Raw genomic sequence first — 13,832 nt, 5'->3', positions numbered from 1 at the left:
TGCTCGCCCGCATCGAGGCGATCGCGCGGGATTTCCGCCCGACCAGCATCCGGGTCTCGAAGTCCGAGGCGGAATCGGCCGCGATCTGGAAGGGCCGCAAGTCCGCCTTCGGCGCCACGGGCCGGATCTCCGACTACATCTGCATGGACGGCACGATCCCGACCGGTCAGCTCGGCCCCGTGCTAGAGCGCATCGGCGCGATCTGCGCCGAGAAGGGGCTTCGCGTCGCCAACGTCTTCCACGCGGGCGACGGCAACCTGCACCCGCTGATCCTGTTCGACATCAACAAGCCGGGCGAGTTGCAGAAGGCGGAGGCCGCCGGCGACGAGATCCTGAAGCTCTGCGTCGAGGCCGGCGGTTGCCTGACCGGCGAGCACGGCGTCGGCATCGAGAAGCGCGAGCTGATGCGCTTCCAGTACAACCAGACCGACCTCGAGCAGCAGATGCGGGTGCGCAACGTCTTCGATCCGCTCTGGCTGATGAACCCCGCCAAGGTGTTTCCGCTGGAGGGCCGCATCGCCGCCTGAGCGGCGATGCGCAACCAAATCGCGCGACCGGCAGGCGCCCGCGTTGACTGCGGCCCCCGTTCCCCACATCCGTGGGGCATGGGCAGGAACGCATCGGATCGGATAGGACGCGGCCGGGCGCCGGGCGGCGGGAGCGGGCGGCGCCGGTGAGCGCGTCGGTGAGCACGTCCCCGATCGGTCCGGCCGAGCCGGGCGGGGATCCCGCCGGGCTGCCGCCGGCCCTGCGCTTCCTCGCCGAGGGCAGCCTGACGGGCCGGGAGATCCTGGCCCGCGACTGGTCGGGCACGGCGCTCGGGCCGCCCGCCGCCTGGCCCGTCTCCCTGCGCACCACGCTCGCCACCATGCTGGCCTGCCCGAGCGCGATGTTCCTGGCCTGGGGCCCGGACCTCCTCAGCTTCTACAACGACGCCTACCGGCCGATCCTCGGCGACCGCCTCGGCCGGGCGCTCGGCGCGCGCTTCCCCGACTTGTGGGCGGATGTCTGGGCGGATGTCGGCCCGCTCTGCGCCGGCGCGCTCGCTGGGCGGCCGATTGCCGTGACGGACCTGCCGCTGACGATGCACCGCCACGGCGCGCCCGAGGAGACGTGGTGGAGCTTCACCTACTCGCCGGTGCGCGACGACGCGGGCGCCATCGCGGGGATGATCTGCACCACCGCCGAGACCACGGCGCACGTGCTCGCGGAGCGGCGGCGGCGGGCGAGCGACCAGCGGCTCGAACTCGCGCTCTCGGCCGGCAACGGCATCGGAACCTGGGACTGGGACATCCCGAACGACCGCGTCACCGCCGACGCGCGCTTCGCCCGGCTCTACGGCGTCGATCCGGAGAAGGCCGCCCGCGGCGCGCCGATCGCCGAGTTCTTCGCCGGGATCCACCCGGAGGACACCCCGCGGCTGCAGGCGGCGATCGCCGCGGTGATGCGGACCGGGGGCGACTTCGCGGCGGAGTACCGCCTGCTGCGGGCGGATGCCCCGCCCGGGGAGGCGGTCCGCTGGGTGATGGCGCAGGGGCACTGCATCCTCGACCCGGACGGGCGCCCCGCGCGCTTCCCCGGGGCGACCTTCGACATCACCGAGCGCCGCCTCGCCGCGGAAGCGCTGGCGGCGAGCGAGGCGCGCCTGCGCAACGCCGCGGCGGAGTTGCGCGTCGTCGCCGACATCCTGCCGATCCTCGTCGCCGTCGTCGGGCCGGACTACCGCTACGGCTTCGCCAACGCCGCCTACCGGACCTGGCACGGGGTCGATCCCGCCTGGATGATCGGGCGCACGGTCGAGGAGGTCATCGGCCCGCAGGCCTTCGCGGCCACACGCGCCCGGATCGACCGGGCGCTGGCGGGCACGGAGGTGGAGTTCGAGACCACCCTGCCGCACGTCGACGGCCGCGAGCGCATCGGCGCGGTGCGCTTCCGGCCCCGGCGGGCGCCGGACGGGATGGTGGAGGGCATCCACGTCTTCGTGCAGGACGTGACCGAGCGCCGGAGCGTCGAGGCGGCGCTGACCCGCGAGGTCGAGGCGCGCACCCGCGAGCGCGACCGGCTCTGGGAGACCACCTCGGACCTGATGGGTACGCTGGGAGGCGATGGCTACCTGAAATCCGTCAACCCGGCCTGGACGCGGATGCTCGGCTGGAGCGCCGAGGCGCTGCTCGCCAGCCCCCTTCTCGATCGCGTCGATCCGGCCGACCACGCGGCGGTGAGCGGGCTGATGGAGCGGCTGGCGGCCGGTGAGACCGTGACCGCCTTCATCGACCGGGTGATCTGCGCGGACGGCGAGCGGCGCACCGTGATGTGGACCGCCGTGCCCGAGGGCAACCTGTCCTACGTGGTCGGCCGCGACATCACCGAGCAGCGTCAGGCCGAGGCGGCCCTGCGGCAGGCCCAGAAGATGGAGGCCGTGGGCCAGCTCACCGGCGGCATCGCCCACGACTTCAACAACCTGCTCACCGGCATCGTCGGCTCCCTCGACCTGATGCAGACCCGGATCCGCCAGGGCCGCGGCGATCAGATCGAGAAGTACATCGCGGCGGCGCTCGCCTGCGGCCAGCGGGCCGCCGCCCTCACCCACCGCCTGCTCGCCTTCGCCCGGCGCCAGCCCCTGGAGCCGCGCCCCGTCGCGGCAGATGCGCTGATTGCCGGGATGGAGGAGCTTCTCCGGCGCACCCTGAGCGAGCGCATCGCCCTGGAGATCACGGCGGCGGACGATCTCTGGCCCACGCTCTGCGACCCGCATCAGCTCGAGAACGCGATCCTCAACCTCGCGATCAACGCCCGCGACGCGATGCCGGAGGGCGGACGGCTCACCATCGCGGCCCGCAACGCCGCGCTCGCCCGGACCGATGCGCGCCGTCCGCCAAGCCTCGCGGCGGGCGACTACGTCCAGATCCGCGTGACCGATACGGGCACCGGAATGGCGCCCGAGGTGATCGCCAAGGCCTTCGACCCGTTCTTCACCACGAAGCCCATCGGCCAGGGCACCGGGCTCGGCCTCTCGATGATCTACGGCTTCGCGCAGCAATCGGAGGGGCACGTCGCGATCGCCTCGGAGCCCGGGCGGGGCACGACGATCAGCCTCTACCTGCCGCGCTACCGGGGAACCGCGTCGCCCGTGCGGCCGCCCGAGCCCGAGGCGGCGGTCCCGGTCGGGCGCGGCGAGACGGTGCTGGTGGTGGAGGACGAGGCGGTGGTGCGCGACCTCATCGTCGAGGTGCTGCACGATCTCGGCTATCGCGCGCTGGAGGCCGCCGACGGTCTCGCCGGCCTCGCCCTGGTCGAGGGCTCGGGCCGCATCGACCTTCTCGTCACCGATGTGGGCCTGCCGGGCCTGGACGGGCGGCGCCTCGCCGAACGCGCCCGGGCGCTCCGGCCCGGGCTCAAGGTGCTGTTCATCACCGGCTACGCCGAGAACGCGACCTTCGGCGACGCGGCCGAGGCCGGCGCCCAGATGATCACCAAGCCCTTCGCGGTCGAGGCGCTCGCGGCCCGCATCCGGACGATCATCGAGGGGTGACCGCGGCCGCCCCCGCACCGGCCCCTACCCTACTCCGCCGCCGACAGGCCGTGCGCCAGCAGGCGGGCCGTGCGCGCCCGCGCCTCCGCCCGGCTCTCGACCGGGCCTGACCCGAGCTGGCGCCGCGCGTCGCCGAGCGCGGCCTGGACCGCGTCCACCGCCAGGATGAGAGCGCTCAGGGTGCGGGCGTCGATGGTGCGCTCCCGGGCGTACTGCACCACGTCGGCCACCAGCTCGTCCGTCTCGCGGGCGAGCGCGTCGAGCGTCTCGATCCGGCCCGCGCCCCGGGCCTCGCGCAGGATGTCGAGCAGGCGGTCGAGCACGATGTCGACCCGCTCGCGGCGCTTGCGCGCCAGCCGCTGGCCGAGCCAGGCGATGCCGGAGCCGATCGTGCCGCCGAAGAAGGCGAAGAGGTAGATGTAGTCCTCGTAGCGCTCCAGGAAGGTCTGTTGCTCGCGCTCGAAATAATCCACCGCGCCGGGATGGTTCGGCAGGCGCGCGGAGGTCGCCGCCACCGTGGTGTCGAAGTCGGGCGCCTTCATCAGCTTGGCGACCGGGGTCACCGCGGCGAGCTTCGAGCGCCACTCGAACAGGTGCTGCGTCACCGAGGCGACGGCCACGCGGTTCACGGCGCTGCGCGCCATCAGCCGGTAGGAGGCGCCCACCGTCTTCACCTCCTCGGCCGGCCGCTTCGGCCGCCCGCCGAAGGTGCCGGCGGGGATCGTGACCGCCTGGAGCTCGGGATAGCGCTGCAGGATGGCGTCGGTGTCGGGCACCGAGACGAGGTCGACCTTGCGGTCGGGCGCCCCGAGCTCGACCGCCCGCACGGTGGCGAGCGCCGGCTTCGAGGACGGGCTCGCGATCACCGCGACCGCGTCGACCCGCTTCTCGGCCACCGCCGCCGTCACCTCGGCGGGCTTCAGCGGGACCAGGGCGACGTGGCCGGGGCCGAGTTCCGCCTCCGCCGTCTCGCCGGTCGCCTGGGCGAGATCGTAGAAGGCCAGCATGTTCGTGAGAAAGGGCAGGTCCGCGTCGTGACGCACCACGAAGCCGATGCGCTTGCGCGCGAGATCGGGGAAGTCCTCGATCCCGGCCGCCTCGGGCGCGGCGATCAGCAGGGCCTCGTCGTGCAGGACGGCGAGCGTCAGCCCGTTCTCGGGCATGAACACGTCGGGCCGCACGATGGCGAGGTCGGTGCGCCCGGCCTGCAGCGCCGCGCCGCTGTCGCGCACGTCCCCGTGGCGGACGAGCTTCAGCCGCACGTCCTCGCGCGCCCGGTTGAGGGCCTGCGCGTAGGCCTCAAGCAGCCCGGTCTCCGGCCCGTCCTGAGGGGCGACCGCGACCGTGAGAACGGTCGGACGCGACAGGTAGAAGACGAGCGCCGCCGTCGTGGCGAGCCCGAGGGCGAGCAGGACGAGGACCCACTCGCGTCTCAAGAAGATCGCCGACGCGGCGCGGAGGAGGCGGTGCCCGATCCGGGCGCCGATCTTGTCGCCTTGCAAGCGTTGCATCGTGGCATCATGCAACGAGATCCTGTTCAGATCGTGAAGAACCCGTGATCCGCAAAATCGTTGCCACCTCACAGTCACGTGAGAGCCGCGGCCCAGGGACGGGCAAAATGCTGGGCGCGGTGCCGGGCAAGGGCCCGGGCGAGAGGCCCGAAGCCCCGGCGCCGAAGCCGCCCCGGCCCGTGACGCCTGCGTGGCTCGAGCGGGCCGCCCTGCACTATCTCGAGCGCTACAGCGCCTCGGCCGAGATGCTGCGCCGGACCCTGGCGCGCCGGGTGGAGAAACGCGCCCGGGCTCGCGAGGAGGATCCGGCCGCCTTCGCGGAGATGGTCGAGGCCACGGTCGCCCGCGCGGTCTCGGCCGGCCTCGTGGACGACGCCCGCTTCGCCCGCGCCCGGCTCGCGACCCTGCGGCGGCGCGGCACATCGACCCGCGGCGCGTCCGCGAAGCTCGCCGCCAAGGGCGTGCCCCGCGCCGTCGTGGAGGCCGCGATGGCGGCCGAGCGGGAGGAGGCGGAGGACGACCGCCAAGCCGTCGAGGCGGAGGCCGCCCTGGCCTACGCCAGGCGGCGGCGCCTCGGTCCCTTCCGTCGGCCGGACCAGCGCGCCGCCCACCGCGACCGCGACCTCGCGGCGCTGGCGCGGGCCGGCTTCGGCTACGGGCTGGCGCGCGACACCGTCGATGCCGAGCCTCCGGGCGAGGAGGACTGAGAGCCTCGCGGGCCCTGGATATCCGGCGCCCCCGCGCCACCTCCGCGGCGGACAGGCTCCGGCGCATCCCGCGCCCGGGGCCGGAATGGAGGCGACAGATGATCAACCGCAAGGCGAGCGCCGTCTGGCAGGGCAGCGGCAAGGAGGGCAAGGGCCAGCTCACCACCCAGTCGGGCGTGCTCTCGGACCAGCCCTACGGCTTCAACACCCGCTTCGAGGACAAGCCCGGCACCAATCCCGAGGAGCTGATCGCGGCGGCGCATGCCGGCTGCTTCACCATGGCGCTGGCCTTCCAGCTCCAATCCGCGGGCTTCACGGCGACCGAGATGCGGACGGAATCGGTGGTTACCCTCGAGAAGGAGGGCGACGGCTTCAAGGTCTCGAAATCGGCGCTCACGCTCACCGCCACGATCCCGGGCATCGAGCAGGCCCAGTTCGACGAGCTGGCCCACGCCGCCGAGGTGAACTGCCCGATCTCGAAGGTGCTCAACGCCGAGATCACCCTGAAGGCGAGCCTCAGCCAAGGCTGACACCCTGAGGGCTGGGACGCCCGGTGCGGCATCGCGCGCGGGGGATCGCCTCGCGCGCGACCTTGTTTCCGCCACGGGAGAGTTCATTGTTTGTTCGATGGACGAGACCCTCGCGAAGAAGCTGCGCATCCTGGCGGACGCGGCGAAGTACGACGCCTCCTGCGCTTCCTCGGGCGCGCCCAAACGCTCGGCCGGCAAGGGCGAGCTCGGCTCCACCACGGGCGCGGGCATCTGCCACGCCTACACGCCGGACGGGCGCTGCGTCTCGCTCCTGAAGATCCTGCTGACGAACTGGTGCCTGTTCGACTGCGCCTACTGCGTCAATCGGCGCTCCTCGAACGTGCGGCGAGCGAAGTTCACCGTCGAGGAGGTCGTGCGCCTCACGGTCGAGTTCTACAAGCGCAACTACATCGAGGGCCTGTTCCTATCCTCGGGCATCATCAAGTCGCCCGACCACACGATGGAGCAGATGAACCGCGTGGCGAAAGCCCTGCGCCGCGACCACGGCTTCCGCGGCTACATCCACCTGAAGACGATCCCGGAGGCGAGCCCCTGGCTGATCGAGGAGGCGGGTCTCTACGCCGACCGGCTCTCGATCAACGTGGAACTCCCGACCGAGCAGAGCCTGGAGCGCCTCGCGCCCGAGAAGGACGGCGCCGCGATCCAGGGGGCGATGGCCCAGATCGGCGAGCGCATCGTGGAGGCCAAGGCCGAGCGGCGCCGCTTCGCGCCCGCGGGCCAGTCGACCCAGGTGATCGTCGGCGCGGACGCGACCACCGACGAGGCGCTGATCCGCAAGAGCGCGCATCTCTACGGCAGCGTCGGCTTGAAGCGGGTCTACTACTCGGCCTTCAGCCCGATCCCGGACGGGGCCGCGATCCTGCCGCTGAAATCGCCCCCGCTCCAGCGCGAACACCGGCTCTACCAGGCCGACTGGCTGATCCGGTACTACGAGTTCTCCCCCGACGACGTGGCGGACGCGGCCGACGACGGCATGTTCGCCCTCGACGTCGACCCGAAGCTCGCCTGGGCGCTGAAGAATAGGGCGCGCTTCCCCGTCGACGTGAACCGGGCCGAGCGCGAGATGCTGCTGCGGGTGCCCGGGCTCGGGGCGCGGGCGGTCGACCGCATCATCCAGGCGCGCCGCCACACCACCTTGCGCCTCGACGACGTCGCCCGCCTGACCTCGGCCCTGAAGCGGGCGCGGCCCTTCCTGATCGCGGCCGATTACACGCCCGGCGCTCAGACCGATCGGCTGGATCTCAGGGCACTGCTCGTCGAGCCGGCGCAGCAGCTGAGCCTGTTCTGATATGACGGGGCCGACGCGCGCCGTCGCCCTCGCGCCCGGCGCCGACCTCTCCGGCTTCCGCGCCGCCGTCCGCGCGCTCGTGGCCGAGGGCGTGCCGCCCGAGCGCGTCGCCTGGACGGAGGGCGCGACCTCCGACCTGTTCGGCAGCGCGCCGGCGGCGGAGACCGGTCCCTTGCGCCTGCCGCGCGCGGTCGCCGACCTCGTGCCGATGGTGGTGCCGCACCGCGACCCCGAGCGCTACGCCCTGCTCTTCCGGTTGATCTGGCGCGTGCGCGCGGGCGAGCGCCACCTCACGGAGGTGCCGAGCGACCCGCTGGTCCACCGGCTCAACCTGATGCGGAAGGCGATCGCGCGCGACCTCCACAAGATGCACGCCTTCCTGCGCTTCCGCCGGAGCGAGGCGGCGGGGGTCGAGCACTTCACCGCCTGGTTCGAGCCCGACCACCACATCCTGGAGGCGGCCGCCCCGTTCTTCGTCGAGCGCTTCCGCTCGCTCAACTGGACCATCCTGACGCCGGACGCCTCCGCCCACTGGGACGGCGCCGCGCTCCGCCTCGGGCCGCCCGGCCGGCGCGAGGACCTGCCCCCCGGCGACGGGTTCGAGGCCGGCTGGCGCGACTACTACGAGAGCACCTTCAACCCGGCCCGCACCAACCTGAAGGCGATGCGGGCCGAGATGCCGAAGAAGTACTGGCGGAACATGCCGGAGACGCTGGCGATTCCAGCCCTGGTGCGCGGGGCCGAGGCCGGCACGCGCGCGATGATCGAGAGGAGCCCGAGCGTGCCCGCCAGACGCGACCCCGCCCGCGCCGTCGCCGCGATGGCCGACCAGGACCCGACCTCGCTCGACGAGCTCAACGCCATCATCAGGCGCAGCGAGCCGCTGGTGCCGGGCGCGACGCAGGCCGTGCTCGGCGAGGGGCCGGTCGGGGCGACGATCGCCTTCGTGGGCGAGCAGCCGGGCGACCAGGAGGACCGGCAGGGACAGCCCTTCGTCGGCCCCGCGGGGCAGCTCCTCTCGCGGGCGCTTGCAGAGGCCGGGATCGACCGGGCGGCGAGCTACCTCACGAACGCCGTCAAGCATTTCAAGTTCGAGGAGCGCGGCAAGCGCCGCATCCACCAGAAGCCGACGGCCGGTGAGGTCAGCCACTACCGCTGGTGGCTCGACCGGGAACTCGAATTCGTCGCGCCCCGCCTCGTCGTGGCGCTCGGTGCGACCGCCGTGCTGGCGCTGACCGGCAAGGCGGTGCCGATCACCCGCGCCCGCGGGCCCTTCGCGTTCGAGCGCCACCACAACCGCTTCGCGGGCTTCGTGACCGTCCACCCTTCCTACCTGCTGCGCCTGCCGGATGAGGCGAAAGAGGAGGCCTACGGGGCCTTCGTCGGTGATCTGCGGCGGGTGGCGGAACTGGGTCGGGACCTGGCCGGCTGAGACACACGGCCAAGGCAGCACCTACCCCTCCGCCACCTCCGCCTTGTGCGGGCGCAGCTCCGGCGTGCTCTGCTCGATCTCGGTCTCGGTCGGCGCCTCGGCCCGGCTCTCGGCGCGGGAGGCGTCCACGAAGAGGCGGGCCTCGCCGTCCTTCAGGCCGAGGCTGCGCAGCGCGTAGAAGGTCATACCGAAGGCGAGCTCGCGCTCGCCCATCAGGACGAGGCCGACCTTTTCCTCCTCCAGCCGGCGGCGCTCGGCGTCGCTGTGGGTGCGGATCAGGGTGTCGATCCGCGGGTTCGCCTCGCGGGCCAGTTCCACGAGGCGGCGGGCCTGATGGGAATCGGGCGTCGCGCTCACGAGGAGCCGGGCCTGGCCGATGCCCGCCGCCTCCAGGATGCCCGGCGCCAGCGCGTCGCCGTAGACCGCCTCGATGCCGGCCTCGCGCAGCTCCAGCACCCGGCGCCGGTCGCGGTCGATCACCACGAAGGGCAGGTCCCAGGTCTGGAGCGCCTTGCCGATGCTGCTGCCGACCCGGCCGTAGCCGACGACGACGGCGTGGCGGCGCGGAGCCTTGGTCTCGCCCGTCACCGACACCGTGTCGGCCCCGCCCCGCTCGAAGCGGCGGGCGAGGTCCGGCCGGTCGGCGAGCCACGCCTCGACGCGCGCGGCGAGCGCGAAGGCCAGCGGGTTCAGGGTGATGGAGAGCAGCGCGCCGCCGAGGATCAGGTCGCGGCCCTCCGTCGGCAGCAGCTTCAGCGAGAGCCCGAGCGTGACGAGGATGAAGGAGAACTCGCCGATCTGCGCGAGGCTCGCCGCGATGGTGAGGGCGGTGCCGACCGGGTGCTTGAAGACGAGGACGATCGCCACGGCCGCGAGCGACTTGCCCAGCATGATCACGCCGAGCACCGCCAGCACGGAGAGCGGCTCGCGGATCAGGATGCCGGGGTCGAACAGCATGCCGACCGAGACGAAGAACAGCACCGCGAAGGCGTCCTGCAGGGGCAGGGAATCGGCCGCGGCCTGATGGCTGAGATCGGATTCGGCGAGCACCATGCCGGCGAAGAAGGCGCCGAGCGCGAAGGAGACGCCGAACAGCTCCGCCGAGCCGAAGGCGAGACCGAGCGCCAGGGCCAGTACGCAGAGGGTGAACAATTCCCGCGAGCCCGTGCGCGCTGCCTGATCGAGCAGCCAGGGCACGAAGCGGCGACCGACGACGAGCATCAGCGCGACGAACAGCGCGACCTTGGCGAGCGTCAGGCCGAGCGTCAGCCAGATGCTGTCGGCCATGCCCGACCCGACGAGGCCGCCGACGAACTCCGCGAGCGCGTGCGCGGCCCCGTGCCCGGCCTCCTCGGCCTTGCCGCCGAGCGAGGGGGCGAGCGCGGGCAGCAGCACCAGCGCCAGCACCATCGCCAGATCCTCGACGATGAGCCAGCCCACCGCGATCCGGCCCTTGTCGCTGTCGAGGAGGCCGCGCTCCTCCAGGGCCCGCAGCAGCACGACGGTGGAGGCCACCGAGAGGGCGAGGCCGAAGACGAGCCCGGCCCCGAGCCCCCAGCCCCAGAGGAGGGCGAGCCCGCCGCCCATCGCGGTCGCCACCGCGATCTGCACGATCGCCCCCGGCAGCGCGATGGCGCGCACGGCCATCAGGTCGCCGATCGAGAAGTGCAGGCCGACGCCGAACATCAGCAGGATCACGCCGATCTCGGCGAGCTGGCCCGCGAGCTCGCTGTTGCCGACGAAGCCCGGCGTGTAGGGCCCGACCAGCACCCCCGCCAGCAGGTAGCCGACCAGCGGCGGCAGCCGCAGGCGCTGGGCCAGCATTCCGCACAGGAAGGCCAGCACGAGCCCGAGGGCGATGATGGCGATGAGCTCGGTCGCGTGCGGCACCGGGTTCTGGTCTCCTCTCGAGTCGCGGGGCGTGAGCCGGCGGCATCCGGCCCTCTTCCTTAACCGTCGCGGCGGCGGCTGGAACGGTCGCGGGAAAAGAAAATCCGCATCGTCCCCGAACGCCTTAGCTTTTCCGGCACCGCGGCGGCGTGCCGGACGGCACGCCGACCCGGGAATGAAACCGGATTGTACAACGCTCGGTTGTCCGCGTGGTCCCCTCGACCGGGATACCAGTGCGATGCCAGGAGAACCGCCGATGCCGGCCGAAGCCGAACCCGCCGCCCGGACCGATGGAGGCGGCACGCTCTGGACGATCGCCCTCTCGGCGGCGCTGATCGGCCTCGTCGCGCTGCCGCGGCGCGGCACGGGCGCGCGCGCGTCCTCCGGCCCCGCCCGATCCGCGGCGCCCGCGGGATCGCCGGAACCGGCGCGCGAGACGTCCGGCTCGCACGAGGGGCCCGAGGCGGAGCGCGTGACGAAGCGGGAGGCGCACCGGGGACGGCAGGCCCGCTCCCCCTCGGAGATCCCGGCCGCGGGCTGGAAGGATATCGGCCTGCGGGTCTTCCACGACGTCTCGGAGAACCGGCTGGTCTCGGTCGCGGCGGGCGTGACCTTCTACGTGCTGCTCGCGATCTTCCCGGCGGTCGCGGCGCTGGTCTCCCTCTACGGCCTGTTCGCCGACCCGGCCGAGATCAACCGCCACCTGGAGAACCTGCAGGGAGTGCTGCCCTCCGGCGCCCTGGAGATCGTGGGCGATCAGGTCAAGCGGCTCACCGAGGCCGGCGACCGCAAGCTCGGGCTCACCGTGCTCACCGGCATTCTGCTCTCGCTCTGGAGCGCCAACGGCGGCATGAAGAGCGTCTTCGACGCGCTCAACATCGTCTACGAGGAGCGGGAGAAGCGGAATTTCTTCAAGCTGAACCTCGTCTCGCTCTGCTTCACGGCGGGCGCCCTGCTGTTCATCGTGCTGGCGCTCGGCGGCATCGTGGTGCTGCCGATCGTGTTCAACACGGTCGGGCTCAGCACCGACGCGTGGTACGTGGCGCTCCTGCGCTGGCCCGCCCTGTTCGTCGTGGTGCTGCTCGGGCTCGCCGTGCTCTACCGCTTCGGCCCGAGCCGCGATGCGCCGCGCTGGCGCTGGGTGACCTGGGGCAGCGCGCTGGCGAGCTTCCTCTGGCTCGCGGGCTCGCTGCTGTTCTCGTGGTACGTCTCGAATTTCGGCTCCTACAACAAGACCTACGGCTCGCTGGGTGCCGCCATCGGCTTCATGACTTGGATCTGGATCTCGACCATCATCGTGCTGATCGGCGCGGAGGTGAACGCCGAGATGGAGCACCAGACCGCCCACGACACCACGGAGGGCCAGCCCAAACCCCTCGGGCAACGCGACGCCCGCATGGCCGACACCGTGGGCGAGGCCGCGGGCGCCCGCTGAGGCGTGCAGCAGCCTCCCCTCGGGCCGGCGATCGCCAGCTTCGAGAGAGCATGGCCGCAAGATGCCCGAAACGTTTCCGAACGGTTTCAGAGTCCCGGAACGGCATTCCCCAGCTTGGAATCGATAAAAACTCAGATCTCTTCCGTGAACAGCGTGGCGAATAGGGTCTTGACCGTACGCCATGTCGGTTAATAGGTCGGGTCGCCGCCGGACGGCCCGGTCGCTGGGGCTCCGCGCGGCGCGACGACCCGCCTGGACACCGCCCTGCCGCCACGACCGATGCTCCGCACGATCCTGTTCCGCATTCACTGGGCGCTCGGCCTCACCGCCGGGCTCGTCCTGGCGCTCATGGGCGTCACCGGCGCGCTGATGAGCTACGAGGAGGCCGTCGTCGACGCCCTCAACGCCGGGCCGCTCGCGGTCGAGGCCGGCGCGCGGACCCGGCTCGGGCCGGAGGCGCTCGTCGCCCGCATCGAGGCGCAGCATCGGGGCCTGCGGGTCTCGGGGCTCGGCATCCCGGGCGATCCGGGCCGGGCGGTGCGGGTGCGCTTCGCCGGCACCGGCCCGGGCGAGCACCCGCCCGCGCGCTACGTTGACCCCTATGACGGCGCCGACCGGGGCGCGGTCGCGGGCGAGACGACCTTCGAGACGATCCGGGCGTTGCACCGCTGGCTGCTCATTCCCGGCGGCGGGCGCGGCTGGGGCCGCACCGCCACCGGTCTCTGCGCCGTCGCGCTCCTCGTCTTCCTGGGAACCGGCCTCTACCTGCGCTGGCCGAAGCTGCACGGCTGGAGGGTCTGGCTGAGGCTGAGCGTTGCCCGCCCGGGGCGCCCGCGCTGGTGGTCGCTTCACGCGGTCGTCGGCACCTGGGTGATCCCGGTCTACGCCGTCATGGCGCTCTCCGGCCTGTGGTGGTCCTACGAATCCTACCGGGCGGGTGCGACCTACCTGCTCACCGGGAACTGGCCGGAGGCGCGCCCGCAGCGCGGCGGCCCCGGCCGGCCCGAGGGCATGGCCCAGCCGGATGCCGGCCGTGGGGCCGAGCGCGGGCGCGGCGAGCGCCGGCCGGCGGCCCTCGACGCGGCCTGGCAGACGTTCACGGCCGGGGAAGGCGCGGGCGCCGCCCTCAGCCTCCTCACGATGCCGGGTGAGCGGGGCGAGCCGAACATCCGGATCCGCTACACCCGGTCCGGCGACGGGCCGAGCAGCCGCACCGACCTGACCTACGACGCGGGCACCGGCGCGCTCCTCTCGGCCTCGCGCCCCGCGGACAAGACGCTGGGCCGGCAGATCGCCGACAACATGCTGGAGGTGCATCGCGGGCGCTTCTTCGGCCCGGTCCTCGCCCTGGTCTTCTGCCTCGCCGCGCTCGCGATGCCGCTCTTCGCGGGCACCGGCCTCACGCTCTACGTCCTGCGCCGCCGGGCCGCGCGCAGACGGCGGGCCGCGCCGCCGCTCGGCCGCCCGGTCCAGGTCTGAGGATACG

At 72.8% G+C, this 13,832-nt stretch carries 10 protein-coding genes; 8 read left to right on the top strand and 2 right to left on the bottom strand.

Going from position 1 to position 13,832, the window contains the following annotated elements; genetic code table 11:
* A partial coding sequence (locus MFF54_RS10280) for an FAD-linked oxidase C-terminal domain-containing protein (protein WP_283206272.1) occupies window positions 1-527 on the top strand: 527 nt, incomplete at its 5' end.
* A 158-nt stretch (window positions 528-685) separates the two neighbouring features.
* A complete protein-coding gene (locus MFF54_RS10275; protein ID WP_238302547.1) occupies window positions 686-3,532 on the top strand; it encodes a PAS domain-containing hybrid sensor histidine kinase/response regulator family protein in 2,847 nt (948 codons plus the stop codon).
* 29 nt (window positions 3,533-3,561) lie between these two features.
* Here the strand turns inward: MFF54_RS10275 and MFF54_RS10270 are convergent, their stop codons facing one another.
* Window positions 3,562-4,968 (bottom strand): TAXI family TRAP transporter solute-binding subunit, encoded by a 1,407-nt coding sequence (locus MFF54_RS10270; protein ID WP_238302554.1) that lies wholly within the window; start codon window positions 4,966-4,968, stop codon window positions 3,562-3,564.
* Window positions 4,969-5,150: 182 nt separating this feature from the next.
* Between MFF54_RS10270 and MFF54_RS10265 the strand changes: the two genes are divergently transcribed.
* The 4 genes from MFF54_RS10265 (at window position 5,151) to MFF54_RS10250 (ending at window position 9,021) form a co-directional block, all read left to right on the top strand.
* Entirely contained in the window at window positions 5,151-5,750 is a 600-nt protein-coding gene (locus MFF54_RS10265; protein ID WP_370880276.1) for a RecX family transcriptional regulator, read from the top strand.
* Between the two features lie 98 nt (window positions 5,751-5,848).
* Window positions 5,849-6,280: an OsmC family protein gene (locus tag MFF54_RS10260; RefSeq protein ID WP_238302542.1), complete on the top strand. Its 432-nt coding sequence runs from the start codon at window positions 5,849-5,851 to the stop codon at window positions 6,278-6,280.
* 97 nt (window positions 6,281-6,377) lie between these two features.
* Complete coding sequence (locus tag MFF54_RS10255) at window positions 6,378-7,589, top strand: putative DNA modification/repair radical SAM protein (protein WP_238302541.1); 1,212 nt, start codon at window positions 6,378-6,380, stop codon at window positions 7,587-7,589.
* A gap of 1 nt (window position 7,590) precedes the next feature.
* A complete protein-coding gene (locus MFF54_RS10250) occupies window positions 7,591-9,021 on the top strand; it encodes a UdgX family uracil-DNA binding protein (protein WP_238302538.1) in 1,431 nt (476 codons plus the stop codon).
* A 21-nt stretch (window positions 9,022-9,042) separates the two neighbouring features.
* Here the strand turns inward: MFF54_RS10250 and MFF54_RS10245 are convergent, their stop codons facing one another.
* On the bottom strand, window positions 9,043-10,911 hold the full coding sequence (locus MFF54_RS10245) for a cation:proton antiporter domain-containing protein (protein ID WP_238302530.1): 1,869 nt from the start codon (window positions 10,909-10,911) through the stop codon (window positions 9,043-9,045).
* 256 nt (window positions 10,912-11,167) lie between these two features.
* Between MFF54_RS10245 and MFF54_RS10240 the strand changes: the two genes are divergently transcribed.
* Window positions 11,168-12,346, top strand: a complete 1,179-nt coding sequence (locus MFF54_RS10240; RefSeq protein WP_238302523.1) for a YihY/virulence factor BrkB family protein — start codon at window positions 11,168-11,170, stop codon at window positions 12,344-12,346.
* Between the two features lie 279 nt (window positions 12,347-12,625).
* Window positions 12,626-13,825 carry a PepSY-associated TM helix domain-containing protein gene (locus MFF54_RS10235; RefSeq protein WP_238302522.1) on the top strand — a complete coding sequence of 400 codons (1,200 nt, stop codon included), beginning with the start codon at window positions 12,626-12,628 and terminating at the stop codon, window positions 13,823-13,825.
* Window positions 13,826-13,832 lie beyond the last annotated feature (7 nt).

Origin of the sequence: Methylobacterium gregans, assembly GCF_022179245.1 — a bacterium.
In the GTDB taxonomy this organism is placed as follows: domain Bacteria; phylum Pseudomonadota; class Alphaproteobacteria; order Rhizobiales; family Beijerinckiaceae; genus Methylobacterium; species Methylobacterium gregans.
This window is presented reverse-complemented; position numbering and strand designations above follow the sequence as displayed.

What these genes read in the sequence shown, in the direction of transcription:
- MFF54_RS10240 (WP_238302523.1), top strand. Translation starts at nt 11,168, where the DNA reads ATGCCGGCCGAAGCCGAACCCGCCGCCCGGACCGATGGAGGCGGCACG.
- MFF54_RS10260 (WP_238302542.1), top strand. Translation starts at nt 5,849, where the DNA reads ATGATCAACCGCAAGGCGAGCGCCGTCTGGCAGGGCAGCGGCAAGGAG.
- MFF54_RS10235 (WP_238302522.1), top strand. Translation starts at nt 12,626, where the DNA reads ATGCTCCGCACGATCCTGTTCCGCATTCACTGGGCGCTCGGCCTCACC.
- MFF54_RS10250 (WP_238302538.1), top strand. Translation starts at nt 7,591, where the DNA reads ATGACGGGGCCGACGCGCGCCGTCGCCCTCGCGCCCGGCGCCGACCTC.
- MFF54_RS10255 (WP_238302541.1), top strand. Translation starts at nt 6,378, where the DNA reads ATGGACGAGACCCTCGCGAAGAAGCTGCGCATCCTGGCGGACGCGGCG.
- MFF54_RS10265 (WP_370880276.1), top strand. Translation starts at nt 5,151, where the DNA reads ATGCTGGGCGCGGTGCCGGGCAAGGGCCCGGGCGAGAGGCCCGAAGCC.